The organism is Dactylosporangium sp. NPDC051485 (assembly GCF_040682015.1).
In the GTDB taxonomy this organism is placed as follows: Bacteria; Actinomycetota; Actinomycetes; order Mycobacteriales; family Micromonosporaceae; genus Dactylosporangium.
Genome location: NZ_JBFAZW010000081.1, coordinates 1 through 15,859, shown reverse-complemented (window position 1 = coordinate 15,859; position 15,859 = coordinate 1). Strand labels below are relative to the sequence as shown.

General features: G+C 72.6%; 17 protein-coding genes and 4 tRNA genes. 8 read left to right on the top strand and 13 right to left on the bottom strand.

Going from position 1 to position 15,859, the window contains the following annotated elements; all coding sequences use genetic code 11:
• Nucleotides 1–4: 4 nt before the first annotated feature.
• The 9 genes from AB0M46_RS35810 to AB0M46_RS35770 form a co-directional block, all read right to left on the bottom strand.
• A tRNA-Leu gene (locus AB0M46_RS35810) sits at nucleotides 5–78 on the bottom strand.
• A 1-nt stretch (nucleotide 79) separates the two neighbouring features.
• Nucleotides 80–152 (bottom strand) — tRNA-Ala (locus tag AB0M46_RS35805).
• A 46-nt stretch (nucleotides 153–198) separates the two neighbouring features.
• A complete protein-coding gene (locus AB0M46_RS35800) occupies nucleotides 199–642 on the bottom strand; it encodes an HNH endonuclease (protein ID WP_363343534.1) in 444 nt (147 codons plus the stop codon).
• A gap of 54 nt (nucleotides 643–696) precedes the next feature.
• Nucleotides 697–770, bottom strand: a tRNA-Leu gene (locus AB0M46_RS35795).
• A gap of 34 nt (nucleotides 771–804) precedes the next feature.
• Nucleotides 805–877: transfer RNA gene (locus AB0M46_RS35790), tRNA-Trp, on the bottom strand.
• A 56-nt stretch (nucleotides 878–933) separates the two neighbouring features.
• Nucleotides 934–1,059, bottom strand: a complete 126-nt coding sequence (locus AB0M46_RS35785) for a hypothetical protein (RefSeq protein ID WP_363343532.1) — start codon at nucleotides 1,057–1,059, stop codon at nucleotides 934–936.
• A gap of 97 nt (nucleotides 1,060–1,156) precedes the next feature.
• A complete protein-coding gene (locus AB0M46_RS35780) occupies nucleotides 1,157–1,777 on the bottom strand; it encodes a hypothetical protein (RefSeq protein ID WP_363343530.1) in 621 nt (206 codons plus the stop codon).
• Nucleotides 1,778–1,847: 70 nt separating this feature from the next.
• A complete protein-coding gene (locus AB0M46_RS35775; RefSeq protein ID WP_363343528.1) occupies nucleotides 1,848–2,261 on the bottom strand; it encodes a response regulator in 414 nt (137 codons plus the stop codon).
• Nucleotides 2,262–2,313: 52 nt separating this feature from the next.
• Nucleotides 2,314–3,090, bottom strand: a complete 777-nt coding sequence (locus tag AB0M46_RS35770) for a hypothetical protein (protein WP_363343526.1) — start codon at nucleotides 3,088–3,090, stop codon at nucleotides 2,314–2,316.
• 243 nt (nucleotides 3,091–3,333) lie between these two features.
• On the opposite strand from AB0M46_RS35770, the gene AB0M46_RS35765 reads away from it, so the two are divergent.
• Nucleotides 3,334–4,299, top strand: coding sequence for a sodium:calcium antiporter (locus AB0M46_RS35765; RefSeq protein WP_363343524.1), 966 nt, complete (start codon nucleotides 3,334–3,336; stop codon nucleotides 4,297–4,299).
• A 95-nt stretch (nucleotides 4,300–4,394) separates the two neighbouring features.
• Complete coding sequence (locus tag AB0M46_RS35760) at nucleotides 4,395–4,724, top strand: STAS domain-containing protein (protein ID WP_363343523.1); 330 nt, start codon at nucleotides 4,395–4,397, stop codon at nucleotides 4,722–4,724.
• 439 nt (nucleotides 4,725–5,163) lie between these two features.
• Here AB0M46_RS35760 and AB0M46_RS35755 read toward each other — a convergent pair whose 3' ends face one another.
• Nucleotides 5,164–5,781 (bottom strand): hypothetical protein, encoded by a 618-nt coding sequence (locus tag AB0M46_RS35755; RefSeq protein WP_363343521.1) that lies wholly within the window; start codon nucleotides 5,779–5,781, stop codon nucleotides 5,164–5,166.
• A 161-nt stretch (nucleotides 5,782–5,942) separates the two neighbouring features.
• The gene (locus AB0M46_RS35750; RefSeq protein ID WP_363343519.1) at nucleotides 5,943–7,226 is read right to left on the bottom strand and encodes a citrate synthase; all 1,284 of its coding nucleotides are present in this window, start codon (nucleotides 7,224–7,226) and stop codon (nucleotides 5,943–5,945) included.
• A gap of 234 nt (nucleotides 7,227–7,460) precedes the next feature.
• Here AB0M46_RS35750 and AB0M46_RS35745 point away from each other — a divergent pair, with 234 nt between their 5' ends.
• Together AB0M46_RS35745 and AB0M46_RS35740 are read left to right on the top strand one after the other, a co-directional pair.
• Nucleotides 7,461–7,907, top strand: a complete 447-nt coding sequence (locus AB0M46_RS35745) for a hypothetical protein (RefSeq protein ID WP_363343517.1) — start codon at nucleotides 7,461–7,463, stop codon at nucleotides 7,905–7,907.
• Complete coding sequence (locus AB0M46_RS35740) at nucleotides 7,904–8,566, top strand: class F sortase (protein WP_363343515.1); 663 nt, start codon at nucleotides 7,904–7,906, stop codon at nucleotides 8,564–8,566. The genes AB0M46_RS35745 and AB0M46_RS35740 overlap by 4 nt, the downstream gene beginning before the upstream one ends.
• Here the strand turns inward: AB0M46_RS35740 and AB0M46_RS35735 are convergent.
• Nucleotides 8,556–9,854 carry a hypothetical protein gene (locus AB0M46_RS35735; protein WP_363343514.1) on the bottom strand — a complete coding sequence of 433 codons (1,299 nt, stop codon included), beginning with the start codon at nucleotides 9,852–9,854 and terminating at the stop codon, nucleotides 8,556–8,558. The genes AB0M46_RS35740 and AB0M46_RS35735 overlap by 11 nt on opposite strands.
• A gap of 91 nt (nucleotides 9,855–9,945) precedes the next feature.
• Here AB0M46_RS35735 and ung point away from each other — a divergent pair, with 91 nt between their 5' ends.
• The 3 genes from ung (at nucleotide 9,946) to AB0M46_RS35720 (ending at nucleotide 13,398) form a co-directional block, all read left to right on the top strand.
• Nucleotides 9,946–10,620 carry a uracil-DNA glycosylase gene (ung, locus tag AB0M46_RS35730; protein ID WP_363343512.1) on the top strand — a complete coding sequence of 225 codons (675 nt, stop codon included), beginning with the start codon at nucleotides 9,946–9,948 and terminating at the stop codon, nucleotides 10,618–10,620.
• Nucleotides 10,621–10,648: 28 nt separating this feature from the next.
• Nucleotides 10,649–12,436 carry a DUF5931 domain-containing protein gene (locus AB0M46_RS35725; protein WP_363343510.1) on the top strand — a complete coding sequence of 596 codons (1,788 nt, stop codon included), beginning with the start codon at nucleotides 10,649–10,651 and terminating at the stop codon, nucleotides 12,434–12,436.
• Between the two features lie 302 nt (nucleotides 12,437–12,738).
• Entirely contained in the window at nucleotides 12,739–13,398 is a 660-nt protein-coding gene (locus AB0M46_RS35720) for a response regulator transcription factor (RefSeq protein ID WP_363343508.1), read from the top strand.
• A gap of 3 nt (nucleotides 13,399–13,401) precedes the next feature.
• Here AB0M46_RS35720 and AB0M46_RS35715 read toward each other — a convergent pair whose 3' ends face one another.
• Nucleotides 13,402–13,704, bottom strand: coding sequence for a hypothetical protein (locus AB0M46_RS35715; protein WP_363343506.1), 303 nt, complete (start codon nucleotides 13,702–13,704; stop codon nucleotides 13,402–13,404).
• Between the two features lie 106 nt (nucleotides 13,705–13,810).
• Here AB0M46_RS35715 and AB0M46_RS35710 point away from each other — a divergent pair, with 106 nt between their 5' ends.
• On the top strand, nucleotides 13,811–15,808 hold the full coding sequence (locus AB0M46_RS35710; protein ID WP_363343504.1) for a hypothetical protein: 1,998 nt from the start codon (nucleotides 13,811–13,813) through the stop codon (nucleotides 15,806–15,808).
• The last annotated feature ends 51 nt before the right edge of the window (nucleotides 15,809–15,859 follow it).

The window sequence follows — 15,859 nt, the reverse complement described above, 5'->3', positions numbered from 1 at the left end:
TGCGTACCCGGAAGAGGATTCGAACCTCCAACCTCCTGACCCTGAATCAGGTGCCTCTTCCCCTTGGGCTACCCGGGCGTGGACCTGACCGGACTCGAACCGGTCACCTCCGCTGTGCAAGAGCGGCGCTCTCCCTGATGAGCTACAGGCCCTCTGGAGGCCCGGCGGGCGGTGATGAGCCGCCCGCCGGGGCCCGTGTCAGCGCTGGACGAGCGCGCCCCACGTCGGGATCGACGGCTTGACGCGCAGCACCATGCCCGCTTCGGCGGGGGTGCGGTCGCCCTTGCGCTGGTTGCAGCCCGTGCAGGCGGCAACGGTGTTCTTCCAGCTGTTCCGGCCGCCGCGCGAGCGGGGCATGATGTGGTCGATGGTGGTCGCCTCGGCCCCGCAGTAGCCGCAGCGGCGGCCGTCGCGGGCGTGGACGCCGGCGCGCGACCAGGCCGGCCCGCCGCTGAACCGCCAGCGGGTGACGACGTAGGACACGAGCCGCACCACCCGCGGGAGCGGGTAGACCCCGATCAACCGGTCCGGCTCCGCCTCGTGCACGACGGCCACCTCACGCAGGAGCATGCGGATGGCGTGGCGGAGTGAGACCCGGTGCAGGGGTCCGAGGTCGGCATTGAGCACGAGAACCGCGGTCACCGGGCCTCCTCCCTTCATCTGTACTTCGGACTTGCACAACCAAACGATGTTGCGTGCCGCGGGCGGGAGTCGAACCCGCACTGGCCCCTGTTTGAGGGGGGCGCCTCTCCCGATTGGGCTACCACGGCGATAAATAGATAATCGACGATTAATAATGCAATGCACGGGCGGTAGGAATCGAACCCACAACCGCCGGATTTGGAGGCCGGTGCTCTGCCAGTTGAGCTACACCCGTATGAAAAAAGCCGCCCGGGTCGACCGGGCGGCTGCGGTGGCTTCGGGGACGTGCCCCTAATCCCGCAACCTGCCCGAGGACTCGGCCAGGCCGCTGAGCAGCCAGGACGAGACGCCGGCGGACAGCACGGCGCGACGGCGCGCGGCGAGCGCGGCCAATCGTGACTCGCGGTGTCCGATCATCGTCCCGTCCCCCTTCTGGATGCCCGTCGCGTTCTTCGTGGTCTCTGTGTCCTTGACGTATTCAAAGATAGGGCCGCCACCGTGGTGGCGCAAGACATTAAATGGCGGCCTGGTAATGCGCGAGGTAGAGGTTCATCTCGTCGGTGGACTCGTCGCCCTCGTTGACGCTGAACCACAGCGAGTTCTCCAGCCAGAAGCGGTGGACGAACTGCTCGAAGCTGTCGGAGGCGTGGACCATGTTGGCCACGAGGGTGTCCCGGTCGACCTCCTCGAGGCCGACGACCTCGAGCAGCCAGGGCGAGGCGAGCACGAACGGCTCGGCGCCGGGGCGCAGGTAGAGATACCAGATGACGGCATCGCGCTGGTCGCGCAGGAACCGCACGAGCTGGGCGCTCGGCTCGACCGGGCTGGGCACCGGGCGCGGGGCGAGGTCGAAGTCGCAGCCCGTGCACGACGGGATGGCGTCCATCAGCACCTGGCTGCTCATGAACCGCTTGAAGGGCGCCGGCAGGACGATGTGCTCGCCGAGCGCGGCCACCTCCATGGCCCGCAGCGGGTCGTGCGGGGCGTCCGGGACCAGCCAGGAGAAGGTGCCGTCGAAGCGCGACGGGTCGACGGCCGGCAGGCTCTCGGTGGGGTAGAGCTCGTAGGTACCCATGCTCGCCCGGGCGGTGCCCAGGTCCGTACCCCACCAGCCGTGCGGGAAGTCGATCGTCATGTGTCGCACGGTAGTTCGGCGCCTGGGGTTCTTCCGTCGCCTATCGGACCGAGAACATTGCGGTTTCAGGTCAAGATCCGGTGGTCGCGGGCTCGGAGCCCTCCAGCGGCACCAGTCCGAGGTACGTCAGCTTGTCGACGATCGCCTCCGCGGTGAACGGTTTGATCACATACTCGTGGGCCCCGGCGGCCAGGGCCCGCACGATCTGTCCGTGTTCGCTCTCGGTGGTGACCATCATGAGCGTCATCTGGCGCAGGTGCTTCTGCTTGCGCACGGCCATCACGAACTCCAGGCCGTTCATCTCCGGCATGTTCCAGTCGATGAGCGCGAGGGCCGGCTTGAGGTCGCCGTCCCAGATCTGGTCGAGCGCGTCCTTGCCGTTCGTCGCCTCGCGCACCTCGAAGCCGAGCGGGAGCAGGATCCGTTTCAGGATTCCCCTCATCGCACGCGAGTCGTCGATGACCATGGCGAGCTTGTTGTCCATGCGGCCCTCCTCGGCCGCCAGATCGGCCGCCGGGTGCGCGACCTGAGCAAACCTACGGCGTCGGGCTGGTCCGCTTGAGGTCGATGTGCAGCGTGTCGTTGGCCAGCGTCATGGCCACCGGGCCGCAGTTCGGCCGCATCGGGCGCGGGGCGCGCGCCTGCAGCTTGCCGCTCTGCGCGACGCGGCCGTTGACCACGAAGGTCTCGGTGCCGTCGGCGCTGGGCGAGGGCGAGGAGTAGGTCACCAGGCCGCCGTCGATCTTGTACTGGTACGAGATCACGCCGGCCAGGATGTACTCGTACTTGTTGGTGCCGTTCACCTTGAGGTGCAGGCCGTCGCCGTAGTCGACGACGACGCGGCCGCTGTCGCTGTAGCGCTGGTAGGCGCCGGCGCCGCTGAACGTGAACTCCCCGACGTTGACGACCTGGACCTGCTCGTCGTGCTGGGTCTCCAGCCACACGCCGAGCAGGCACAGCGGCGCGGCGGAGGAGCTGGGCTGGGCGGAGCCGGAGGCGCTCGGCTCGGCGGAGGCCGGCACCTCCGCGGCGGTGGGGCTCGGCCGGTCGGCCGTGGCGGTCGGGCTCGCGGCGGCGCTGGCCTGGGCGGCGGGGGTGCCGCCGGAGTCGGCGGTGGCGGCGTAGACGATCACCGCGGCGACCACGAGCGCGCAGACGACGCCGAAGATGATGCCGGGGATCAGCAGCGGGTTGCGCGGGGCCGGGGGCGGCGCGAACCCGGGCGGCGGCATGACCGGTCCGCGGTACAGGCGGCAGTTGACGCAGTAGCCGGCGGCGTCGACGCCTTCGGCCGCGCACCTAGGACATTGCACCGCCACACCCTACCGTGGGGGTCCAAAGTGGAGGCAGGCCCAAAATGTGGCCGGAACATGGTGAGACCGGCATCCACGGGGGAAGACGCCGGTCTCGCTGAAAACTGTAGAGCGCTCCGCGCTTTTGCGCCAGCCGTGGAGGCGGTCAATCCGCCGGAACCGGTTTCGGATTTCGCGGCGGTCGTCGATCTTCACCGGCCGGGCCGGTATGGTGTCGACCCAGGCGCGCGCGGGAGGAGGCCGATGTCGACCCTGTTGGTGGCCGGGCTCGGTCTCGCCGGCCTGGTGCTGCTGACCTTCGGCGCCGACCAGCTGGTGGTGGGGGCCGGGCGGCTAGCCACCGTGCTGCGGGTGGCGCCGGTCATCGTCGGGGTCGTGGTCATCGGGCTGGGCACGAGCGCGCCGGAGTTCGTGGTCTCGGGCACCGCGGCGGTGCGCGGCAACGCCGGCCTGGCGCTGGGCAACCTGGTCGGGTCGAACATCCTCAACGTGACGCTGATCCTGGGCGTGGTGGCGGTCGTCTCGCCCGTGCTGGTGCGATCGTCGGTGCCGGTGCGCGAGGCGCCGCTGATGGTCGCCGGGGTCAGCGTGTTCGGCGCGTTCGCGCTGGTCGGGCTCAAGCTCGTGGCCGGGGTCCTGCTGGCCCTGCTCAGCATCGGCGCGCTGGTGCTGCTGGTGCGGCTCTCCCGGGTACCGCCGGATGATCCCCTGCCGGACGACGTCGCCGCGTTCGTCGAGCCGTCCCCGCCGCCCGGCCGCTGGTGGGTGGAGGCGATCCGGATCGCCCTGGGGCTGGCCGCCACCCTGGGCGGCGCGCAACTGGTCGTGGCCAACGCCTCCACGCTGGCCCTCAGCTGGGGGGTCAGCGACACGGTGATCGGCTTCACACTGGTGGCCGGCGGCACGTCGCTGCCGGAGCTGATGACGTCGGTGCAGGCGCAGCGGCGCGGCGAGGGCGACCTCATGGTCGGCAACCTGCTGGGCAGCAACCTGTTCAACAGCCTCATCGGCGGTGCGGTGGTGGGGCTGGCGGCCGGGCGGGACCGCATCGCGCCGTTCGGCTTCGCCGCGGTCACCGCGATGGTGCTGGCCGGCGTGCTGGCCTGGCTGCTGCTCAAGCGGGGGAGCCGGATCACCCGGCCGGAGGCATGCGTGCTGTTGTGCGCGTACGGTCTCATGCTGCCGTTGTTGATCTCGGCCAGCCCGTGACGTTTTTGGTTCGGGAGGCTGGGTACGCGGGTCGAATGGGCGAGGCAATGGTCCGGACGCATCGTTCCGGGGACGTTCCTGGTGGCACGGTCGAGGTGGAAGTGCTGGGGCCGCTGGAGGCGGCGACGGTGGGGGCGCTGCGCTCCGTGGTGCTCGAGACCGTGGAGACCTGCCGGCCGAGCCGGTTGACCGTCGACCTGCGCCGGGTGCCGTTCATGGACTCGATCGGCATCGGGACGCTCGTGGCCATCAACAACAAGGCGCGCGAGGTCGGCGGCACGATGGAGGTGCACAGCCCGTCACCATTCGTGCACCGTCTGCTGCAGATTACCGGCCTGACCGAGCTGTTCGGGCTCCCCGACATGCCGGACGACGCGCCCGTATCGGGCGTGCCGGTCGATCTTGGGGATTCGCAGAAGGGCTAGCTTCGATCGAGCGAGATGCGGTCGGGCCGGCCTCCGCGGGCTCAGCACGCCGAACGTCGATCCAAGGACCGGGGCCGCCGCCACGGGGGAAGCGGCGGCCCCGGCCGTCCTTGGGTTGGCACGAAATGTACTCCCCCGGCGAGCCGCTGCACAGCCCCTAATTCGTGCCGTCTTCCGGACCGTGTGGATCTGTCCAATGTGGAACACATGACCGCACACGATCGCACAAATCGTTGCCAGGACTGGGTTTCCTCGTTGAGCTGGAATTAAGGTTTACCGTTTGCCCGGCGTGCCGGGCGGCCCTCGTGGGGGCGCAGCGCGTCGCCGCGCCGTTGCCCCTCACGGCGCCCGTCGCGGCGCGGCGCCCAACGCGGCGCGGCGCCCAACGCGGCGCGGCGCCCAACGCGGGCTCATCGGCCGGGGTGAGCGGTTCCTCGCCTCACCATTGCCCGGCGCGGCGGCCGGCCTCCGCCGGGGTGAGCAGCTCCCCGTCGAGGACGACGGCCCAGAAGGCCTCGAGCGGGATGCGCTCGAACAGCGGCGAGCCGAGGCCCTCGAAGACGCGCTCCGGCACGAGCTTCAGCGAGGTGGTGACGATGATCGTCGGCACCGCCCGGGCCAGCTGCAGGGTGCCCTTGATGTTGAGGACCCGGGTGGGGCTGATCGCGTCGGCGCCGGCCAGCCCGGTGACCGGGGCGAGGCCCTCGGTGCCGGGGACGTCGACGGTGCCGGCGGGCAGGCCGGCCACGGTCGCCTTGACCAGGGCGCTGCTCGGGGCGGTGCGCACCCAGCCGGCGCGCTGCTGCAGGACGCGCACGGCGGTCGCGACCGAGCGCTCGACGTCGCGGTCGAGCTGCTCGCGGATGGCCCGCAGGGCCGGGCCCGGGTCGGTGGCGTGGGCCGCCCGGGCGATGTGCCACATCGAGGCGTAGCCGGGGAGCAGTCCGGGCAGGGGTGCCACCATCGCGCGCAGGGCGCCCGGATCGTACAGGAATTCGGCCAGGCCGTCGAGCACCTGCCGGGCCACCCCGGTGGCGCCCGAGGTCCGGTCCTGCACCGCTGCGGACAGTAACGGCGACAACGTTGGCGCGCTCATGCTGCTCCGATTGCTCCAGTCGAAAACGGACAACGACCCCAGACGGACTCATGTATGAGACAGCTGGGGTCGATCTCCGTCAAGTAGACAAACGAGCAAGAACCGCTCGGCGCAGCGGGTCTTTACCGAGCGGCAATCGGGGTGTAATTCCGGGCCCCGTAACCGGTGTAGACCTGGCGGGGACGACCGATCTTGGTGTCCGGGTCGTTGATCATCTCGCGCCACTGGGCGATCCAGCCGGGCAGCCGGCCGAGCGCGAACAGGACCGTGAACATGGTGGTCGGGAAGCCCATCGCCTTGTAGATGAGACCCGTGTAGAAATCGACGTTGGGGTACAGCTTGCGGGACACGAAGAAGTCGTCGGCCAGCGCGATCTCCTCGAGCTGCATGGCCAGGTCGAGCAGCGGGTCGGGCTGCGCCATGCGGCCCAGCACCTCCTGGGCGGCCTTCTTGACCAGCGCGGCGCGGGGGTCGTAGTTCTTGTAGACGCGGTGTCCGAAGCCCATGAGCTTGACACCGTCCTCCTTGTTCTTGACCTTGCGCACGAAGGACGCCACGTCGCCGCCGGCGGCCTTGATGTCCTGCAGCATCTCCAGCACGGCCTGGTTGGCCCCGCCGTGCAGCGGACCGAAGAGTGCATTGACGCCAGCCGATACAGAGGCGAAGAGGTTCGCGTGCGAGGAGCCGACGAGCCGGACGGTGGAGGTGGAGCAGTTCTGCTCGTGGTCGGCGTGCAGCAGCAGGAGCATGTCGAGGACCTTGACCATGACCGGGTCGATCTCGTACGGCGTCGCCGGCACCCCGAAGGTCATCCGCAGGAAGTTCTCGACATAGCCCAGCGAGTTGTCCGGGTAGAGCATCGGCTGGCCGATGGCCTTCTTGTAGGCGTACGACGCGATGGTCGGCACCTTGGCCATGAGCCTGATGGTGGAGATCTCCACCTGCTCCTCGTCGAACGGGTTGAGGCTGTCCTGGTAGAAGGTGGACAGCGCGCTGACGGCCGAGGACAGGACCGCCATCGGGTGCGCGTCGCGCGGGAAGCCGTCGAAGAAGCGGCGCATCTCCTCGTGCAGCAGGGTGTGGTGCTGGATGCGGTTGGTGAAGGCCTCCAGCTGCTGCGCGCTCGGCAGCTCACCGTGGATGAGCAGGTAGGACGTCTCCAGGAAGGTCGAGCCCTGGGCCAGCTGCTCGATCGGATAGCCGCGGTAGCGCAGGATGCCCTCGTCGCCGTCGATGTAGGTGACCGACGATACGCAGGAGGCCGTGTTCACGAAGCCGGTGTCGAGGGTGACCTGCCCGGTCTGCTTGAGTAGCGACCCGATCTCCAGGCCGGACGGTCCCTCGGTCGCTTTGCGAACCTTGAGGTCGAGTTCGCCATCCGGGTATGTGATGTTGTACTCACTCATAAGCGTCGTTCCCGTCTCGTCCGCAGTCCGGCTGCTGGCCGCGGCCGCCATCGCCCGCGACCGGCGCTTATGGCGCCTCGGCGCAGGATTACAGATGAATGTCCAGCAGCTTGCGGCGGGGCGCTCGACTGCGACATTTCCTACTCTCCAGTTTTCTCACTCCCGAGTTTTCATCGTCCCACCGCCCAGCGGGGGTGTGCACCATTCACCCGGGTTTCTGGTGATATGTTGCACATGCAGACTCTCCTCGCTGCGCTCGGCGCCGTCGCGCTCGCCCCTTCCACAGGCCCGAGCGGCGCGGTCACGCCGGACACCGTCACGGCCGGCAACCCGGTCACGTTCAGCGTCGTCTGCGCCGAAGGGGTACGCGACGCGGACGTGGCCGGCGGGCCGCTGGGGCTGCCCGAGCGCATCCCGATGGAGCCGGGGAAGACTTCGGGCGTCTTCTCCGTGACCGTCGGCATCCCGGCGAACACGCAGACGGGGACGTTCAACGTCAGCATCGACTGCGGGGACGGCACGTCGGCCGTCGTCCAGCTGGTGGTCTCGCCCGCGGGCGGGGTGCCAACCGGCGGTGGCGCCACCTCGCGGCCGCCGAACCACGCGCTCATGGCCGCCGGCGGTGGCCTGCTGGCCGTCGGCGCGGCGGGTGCGCTCGCGCTGCGACGCCGGGCGGTGTGACCTCGCCCCACCGCCACCGCCGGCACCCCGGCGCCTCGACCGCGCTCGTTCGCCCCGACGGGCGCTGGCGGGCGCTGCCCGCGCTGTTCGTCATCGCCCTGGTGATCGCGGGGGTGGCGCTGATCGGCACCTCGCTCGGCTCCGGGCCGCCCGTCGTGCCCGTCGTCTCCGGGCTGTCCGGACTCACGGGAAGGGTCATGACGTCGGCGTCCGTTCCGGTGCGGGTGGCGATCGCCACGATCGGGGTGGACGCTCCCGTGGAGCGGGTGGACGTCTCCGGCGACGGCATGCTCCAGCCGCCGTCGCTACAGGAGCCGAAGACCGTCGGGTGGTACCGCCGGGGGCCGACCCCCGGGGAGCGGGGCAACGCCGTGCTCGTCGGGCACGTGGACACCGCCGCCAGCGGACCGGCCGTCTTCTACGAGCTCGGGCGGCTGCGGCCGGGCGACGCGATCACGGTGACCCGGCAGGACGGGTCGGCGGCGACGTTCGCGGTCGAGGCGGTGCGGCTGTTCGACAAGTCGGCCTTCCCGGCGGACCTGGTGTACGGCCCGGCCTCGGACGCCCGGCTGGAGCTGGTCACCTGCGGGGGGACGTTCGACCGCCGGACCGCCAACTACCTCGGCAACACGGTCGTGACCGCCCGCTTCACAGGGTGACGCCGTGGATGCGGCGCGCCTGCACGCCGCGCTGCAGCAGCATGTTGCGCATGACGCCGACGGCCAGGGGGCTGCCGCTGACGTAGACGTCGTGGGAGGTCCACTCGCCGAAGTCGACGACGACCTGCGGGAGGGAGCCGGAGAGGTACGGGTGGGCTGGCCCGCGGGCCACCACCGGGTGGACGGTGGCGTGGGCGCAGCGGGCCGCGTGCTCGCGCAGCGACTCCAGGTCGTAGAGGTCGTCGCGGGTCGACACGCCCCAGAAGAGATGCACCACGCGCTCGTCGCGCCGCTCGGCCAGCTCCGACAGCAGCGCCTTGATCGGGGTGACGTGCACGTCCTCGGCCACGATGAGCACCGCCCCGGTCGCGCCGCGCCCGATGACGAAGTCGCCCTCGGCCCGGTGCAGCCGGATCGGGTCGCCCGGGTGGGTGTCGCGCACCAGCGCGCCGGTGGCCCGGTCGCCGGGCCGCGCCTGGACGTGGATCTCGATGTGGCTGTCGGCCGCCGGCGAGTCGCCGATCCAGCAGGGCCGCCACGTCCCCGGCACCGACCGGCACTCCACGATGGCCCGCTGGCCGGCCCGGAAGGGGTACGGCAGGTCGGTGCGCACGGTCAGCACCGCCACGTCGTCGCGGCGCCGGTCGTGGGCCAGGACGGTGCCCGTCCAGAAGGGCGTCTCGCCGTGGTGCAGCTGGGCCGCCTGACGCAGCCAGCCGACCGCGAAGCGCCAGCCGTCGCGCCAGGCCGCGGCGTCCTCGTCGGCCCAGCGCTCCCCGCGGGCCTCGCGCACCGCCGCCACCAGCGCGTCGCCGAAGAGGTCGAGCTGGCGGCCGCGCCCCGTGAGCAGCGCCTCGATCGCCGGTGCGAACCGGGCCAGGGCGGGCACGACGGCACTGGGCTGGCCGAAGTGCTCCAGCAGCCACGCGAGGCCGCGCCCGGCCGCCGCCGGGTCCGCGGCGATCGCCGTGTGCAGGATCGTGCGCTCCTGCGGCGGCGCGTCGCAAAGCCGCCGTACCACCGCCGGCACATCGTCGACGGCGTCGCGCAGCCGCGCCTGCAGCTGCGGCAGATAGCCCTGATCGCCCTGTTTCGGCCCGTCGACCGGCCCGTCCTGTGCGATGCTGTTCTTTGGCCCGGCGTTTCCCCCAGCATCTGCGGGATTCCCGCGGCGTTCGCCGGTTGGCTCCTTCTGCCGGCCTTCGTCCGCTTCCTCGAGCCGCTGCCGCCAGGCCCACAGCACGGTGAGCGGCTCACCGCCGCCGCCAACGGGTCCGACCTGCGTCATGGGCCCATTTTATCCGTTTCGATACTACTTTCAGCCGGTACTCGGAAACGCCGATGCAGAACTGTCGTACCCGGCTCGTAGAGTGCCGTGCATGTCGTTGGATCTGCTGGAACTCCTCCCCGCCGGTTGGCGGGACGTGATGAAGCCGCACCTCGACCTGGAGGTGGTGCAACGCCTGCAGTCGTATGTCGAGGCCGAGTATGCGGCCGGCCCGGTCTACCCGCCGCTGCCCGACCTGTTCACCGCGTTCCGGCTGTGCCCGCCCGAGCAGGCGCGGGTGCTCATCCTGGGCCAGGACCCGTATTTCAAGGAGGGCCAGGCCCACGGCCTGAGCTTCTCGGTCCGCCCCGGCGTCTCGGTCCCGCCGTCGCTGCGCAACGTCTACAAGGAGCTGCGCGAGGACCTCGGCGTCACGCCGCCGGCCAACGGCGACCTGACCCCCTGGGCCGCCGACGGCGTCCTGCTGCTCAACGCGGTCCTGACCGTCCGCGCCGGCAAGGCCGCCTCACACGCCGGCCACGGCTGGGAGCACTTCACCGACGCCGCCATCCACGCGCTGAACTCCTTCGAGCGGCGCGTGGTGTTCGTGCTGTGGGGCGGCTACGCCCGCAAGAAGGCCGTGCTGGTCACCAACCCCCAGCACCGGGTCATCGAGGCCGGCCACCCCAGCCCGATGAACCCGGCCGGCTTCCTCGGCTCCCGCCCGTTCAGCCAGGTCAACGCCGCCCTCGACGAGGCCGGCCTTCCCCCGGTGCACTGGGTCTGACATGGTCCGCGGCGGCGAGCGGCCAACCGTGCCGGGCACCGGATCGGGGCTGGAGGGTCCGCTCTGGCGGGCCTTGCTGGTCTTCCGCATCACCGCCCTCGGCTACGCCGCCGTGCTCATGCTCAACAACTTCCGGCACTACGCCTGGCCCCCGGGCGGCTGGCTGATCGTCGGCCTGATGGCCGTGTGGACGGCGGTGAGCAGCCTGGCCTACGCCCGCCCCGAGCGGCGCGGCTGGCCCCTGCTCACCGCCGACCTCGCCGTCGCCGCCGGCTGCCTGCTCGCCTCCCGCTGGATCGTCGCCCCCGCCGGCCTGGGCCTGGGCGCCCCCACCCTGCCCATGGCCTGGGTCGCCGCCCCGGTCGTCGCCTGGGCCATCTCCGGCGGCCGCCGCCGCGGCGCCATCGCCGCCATCCTGCTCAGCGCCGCCGACGTGGTCGTGCGCAACGGCTTCTCCCAGGCCACCGCCAACGGCCCGGTCCTGATGATCCTGGCCGGCATCGGCGTGGGCCACATCGCCCGCCTGGCCATCGACGCCGAGTCCCGCATGCAGCAGGCCATCGAGCTGGAGGCCGCCACCCGCGAGCGCGAGCGCCTCGCCCGTGGCATCCACGACTCGGTCCTGCAGGTCCTGGCCCTGGTCCAGCGCCGCGCTGCGGAGCTGGGCGGCGAGGCCGCGGAGCTGGGCCGCCTGGCCGGGGAGCAGGAGGCCGTCCTGCGCACCCTGGTCACCTCGGCCCCGCCGCCCCAGCGCAGGCCCCGCCGCGCCCCCAACGCACCCTCCTCCCCCACGCCTTCTGCTCCCGCCCCCACGCCTTCTTCTCCCACCCACGGGCGTTCTTCTTCCGCACCGTCCGCGGCCCGGCCCGGCGCCCTCACTACCGCGCCCACACCGGCGTCCGCCGCCACCACGCCGACGTCCGCCGCCGCGCCCATGCCGACTTCCGCCGCCGCACCCACGCCTGCCTCCTCCGCCACGCCGACGGCGACTTCCGCCGCCACCACCGCCACGCCGACCTCCCCCGCCGCACCCACGCCTACTTCCGCCGCCACGCCGACGCCTGCTTCCGCTGCCACCGCCGCCACGCCGACGCCCGCTTCCGCGGCCACGACCGCCGCGCCGACTTCCGCTGCCGCGCCCACGCCTGCTTCCGCGGCCACCGCCACCACGCCGACTTCCGCTACCGCCGCGACACCGGTCTCCGCTGCCACCGCCGCACCCGGTTTCGTGGCCACGGGCGCGGGTTCGTCGCCGGTCAACGCCGGCGACGCGCCCCGGGCACCGGCCGGTTCGCGGCCCGCGTCCGCCGCATCCACTGCCGTGCCGGCCCGCTCCGCGCTCGCGCGACGGTTCCCACGGCTGGCCAAGGCCGCCGCCCGGCGAGCCGCGCGGGGGACCCCGCCGCCCGGGACCGGCCCCGCCCCGGCGGAGCTCGCCGATCTGCGGACGCTGCTCGACCCCTACGGCTCGGCCACGGTGACGATCGCCGCCCCCGCCACCCAGGTCCTGCTCCCGTCCGCGGTCGCCGCCGAGGTGACCGCCGCCGTGGCCGCGGCCCTGGACAACGTCACCCGCCACGCGGGCGGCGACGTCAGGGCCTGGATCCTGCTGGAGGACCTCGGCGACTCCATCACCGTCACGGTTCGCGACAACGGCCGCGGCATCCCGGACGGCCGGCTGGCCGAGGCCGAGCGCGCCGGGCGCCTGGGTGTGGCCCAGTCCATCCGCGGCCGGGTACGCGACCTGGGCGGCACCGTCGCCGTCACCTCCACGCCGGGCGCCGGCACCGAGGTCGAACTCAACGTCCCGAAATAGCCCGACTCCGCCGCCACCCGCGCAATCCCGGGCGACACCGGTCACCGCCCAGCCCGACCCCGCCGCCGCCACCCACGCAATCCCCGGGCGACACCGGCCTCCGCCCGGCCCGACCCGCCGCCAGGCACGCAACACCCGAACGGCACCGGTCATCGCCCGGCCTGGTCCCGCCGCCGCCACGCGCAAGCCCGGGGCGGCTCGCGGTCCGGGATCGACGGGTGGGGTGGCGGGGTTCGTGCGAATCGTGGGATTCGATGGGCTCGGGGCGGAAGGGGTGTGCGGGCGGCGTCTATCGTGCTGGGATGGACGACGGGGCGATGCTGCGGGTCATGGTGGTCGACGACCATCCCATGTGGCGCGAAGGCGTGGCCCGGGACCTCACCGAGGGCGGGTACGAGGTGGTGGCCGCCGTCGGGGAGGGCGCCCAGGCGGTGCGGATCGCCGCGTCCGTGCGGCCCGACGTGGTGGTGCTCGACCTGCAGCTGCCGGACCGGTCCGGGGTCGAGGTCATCCAGGGGATTCTCGGGTCGTGCCCGGAGGCGCGCATCCTCATGCTGTCGGCCAGCGGCGAGCAGCAGGACGTGCTCGACGCGGTGAAGGCGGGGGCGACCGGGTACCTCGTCAAGTCCGCGGCCCGGCAGGAGTTCCTCGCGGCGGTCAGGCGGACCGCGGACGGGGATCCCGTGTTCACGCCGGGGCTGGCCGGGCTGGTGCTCGGGGAGTTCCGGCGGCTGGCCGGCCTGACGCGGGCCGAGGACCCCGACGCGCCGCGGCTCACCGAGCGGGAGACCGAGGTGCTGCGGCTGGTGGCCAAGGGCGTGACGTACAAGGAGATCGCGGAGCGGCTGGTGCTGTCCCACCGCACGGTGCAGAACCACGTGCAGAACACGCTCGGGAAGTTGCAGTTGCACAGCCGGGTGGATCTGGTGCGGTACGCCATCGAGCGGGGGCTCGACGAGTGAGGCTCAGGCCACGCCGTAGATGTCCAGGAGGTAGTGGCCCAGGACCTCGGACCGGTCGAGGTCGAGGACCAGGACGAGGAAGACGTTCGGCTGCTCGCAGTCGACCAGGACGTGTTGCAGGTTGCGGGCGGGCATGTGCCACGCGTAGGTGACGTCGCCGGCGGAGAAGTCGTGGCCGCCCAGGTCCGGCTCCGGGATCTCGTCGAAGTAGGTCCAGAAGTCGAACGGGGGCTCGGCCTCCGGGCCGATGCGTGCCGGCTCGGGCTCCATCGTCGCGAGGTACTCGGCCTCGGTCAGTAACCGCATCCCGACAGCATGCCGCTCCGGCGACGGCGCAGGAAGACGGTACTCAGGCGGTTTTGAGTAGCGCACCGGATCCGCGGGGTGGCCGCCCGAGGGCATCCTGATCGGCATGGTGAGCTATCCCTGCCCGTTCTGCGGCGCCGCCGCCGGGCTCGAGACCGGTTGCAGCGGCTGCGGCCGGCCCCCGTACCCCGAGGCCGCGGAGGTTCTGCGCCTCAATGCCCGCACGATCGAGCTGTACGCCGAGGTCGAGGCGGCCCGCTACAGCTACGGGGCGGCGGTGCAGCGGTACACGGCGGTGCAGTCCGAGCGCAACGTGCTCGCCGCGCGGGTGAAGGCCGCCGTGGCCGCCGCGACGCTGCCGGCCTTCTCGCCGCGGGACACCGCAGCCCGGCGCGCGGCCCAGGCGACCTGGCCGGCCGAGGCGACCGCGGCTCTGGCCGGGCCCGGGGCGGAGCCCGCCGGTGCCGGGGCGATGCCGTGGCCGGCGGGGACCGCGCCCACGGGCGAGGCGCTCCTCGGGCAGCGGCCCGAGGCGGCCCCCCGCACCGTGCAGAACGCCCTGTTCATCCTCGGCGGCCTGCTCCTGGGCAGCGCCGCGATCGTCTTCGCCGCCGTCGCCTGGGCGAGCTTCGGCGTCCTCGGCCGGGCGGCCATCCTCGCCGTCGTCACGCTGCTCACCCTCGCCGTCCCGCCGGTGGCCCTCGCCCGGCGGCTGCGCGCGACCGCGGAGACGTTCGCCGCGCTCGGGGTGCTGCTCGTGCTCCTCGACGGGTACGCCGCCTGGTACGCGGACCTCGCCGGGCTCGCCGAGGCCACCATCCCGGCCACGTACGCGGGGCTGACGTTCGCCGTCACCGCGGCCATCGCCGGCGGGTACGCGCTGGCCACCCGCCTGCGCGCGCCGCGGCTGGCCGCCGTCGTGGCCGTCCAGCCCGTGCTCCCGCTGCTGGCGCTGCACCACGGCTTCGGGGCGACCGGCTGGACCCTCGTGTTCGTGGGCACCGCGGCGGTCGGCGTGCTGATCGGCCGTACCGTCGACAGGCTCGCCTGGATCGCGGCGGGCGTCGCGGTGCTGTCGGCGCTGCCGCCCGCCCTGCACGCACTGGCCACTGTGGACGGGGTGGCGGGAGCCGCCCGGATCCTCGCCGTCATGGTGCTGCTGGCCGCGCTGGTCGTGGTCGCCGGCCTGACCCACGAGCGGACCGTGCAGCTCGGCGCCGGCGTGGCGGTCGGCCTCCTCGCGCCCGCCGGGGCGCGCATGGCCGCCGAGCTGTTCCCGGAGCAGCGTTACGCCGCGTTCGCCGCCCTGGCCCTGCTGCTGGCCGGGGTCGCGATCGTGACGCCGGAGAAGGTTCGCCGCGGGACCAGGGTCGGCGCCCTGGTGGTGACGGCCGGGTTCGCCGCGCCGTACGCGTACTTCGCCGCCCTCGGCGCCGTGCAGACCGTCGCCCACTCGCTGCCCGCGTGGCATCCGCGGGCCGACTGGCTGGCGAGCCGGCTCTTCGACTGGCAGGAGCCGGCCGGCCTGGCGCTGCTCGGCGTCGGGCTGTGGCTGCTGCTGCGCCACCGCGCCGTACCGTGGACGACGGCCGCCCTCGTCGCCTTCGCCGCGCCCGCCGCGCTGACCGCGCCCGCGCCGGCCCTGGTGTGCACTGTGGACGGTGTCGCGCTGGCCCTGCTCGCTCTCGCCGCGCTGCGGTCCGACCGGTGGGCGGTCGCGGTCGCGCCGTTCGTGGCCGTGCACCTGGCGCTGGCCGGGCTGGCCGGACCAGGGGTCACCCTGGCCGCCTACACCGTCCTCGGTGGACTGTCCATGGTGCTCGCCGCCCGCGCGGCCGATCGCCGTCTCGGCCTCCCGGCCGCCGTCGTGGCCCTGCTCTGCCTGCCCGTGGCCGGTGCCGCCGGGTCGCGCCTCCTCGGCTTCGGTACGGCGGAACAGGGCCCCATCCCGCCCGCCCTCCTCGGCGCCACGGCCGGGCTGGCGCTGGTCACCCTGGCCGCGCGGCTGCTGGGCCGGCGGTGCGCCAACGCCGGGACCGTCGCGACCGCCACGGCCGGCGCGGGCGTGACCGTGGCCGCGGCCCTGCACTCCACCGGCACCTGATCTTCGAACAAGACGGCCTCGTCGGCGTACTGTCGGCGACCGAGCACGGGC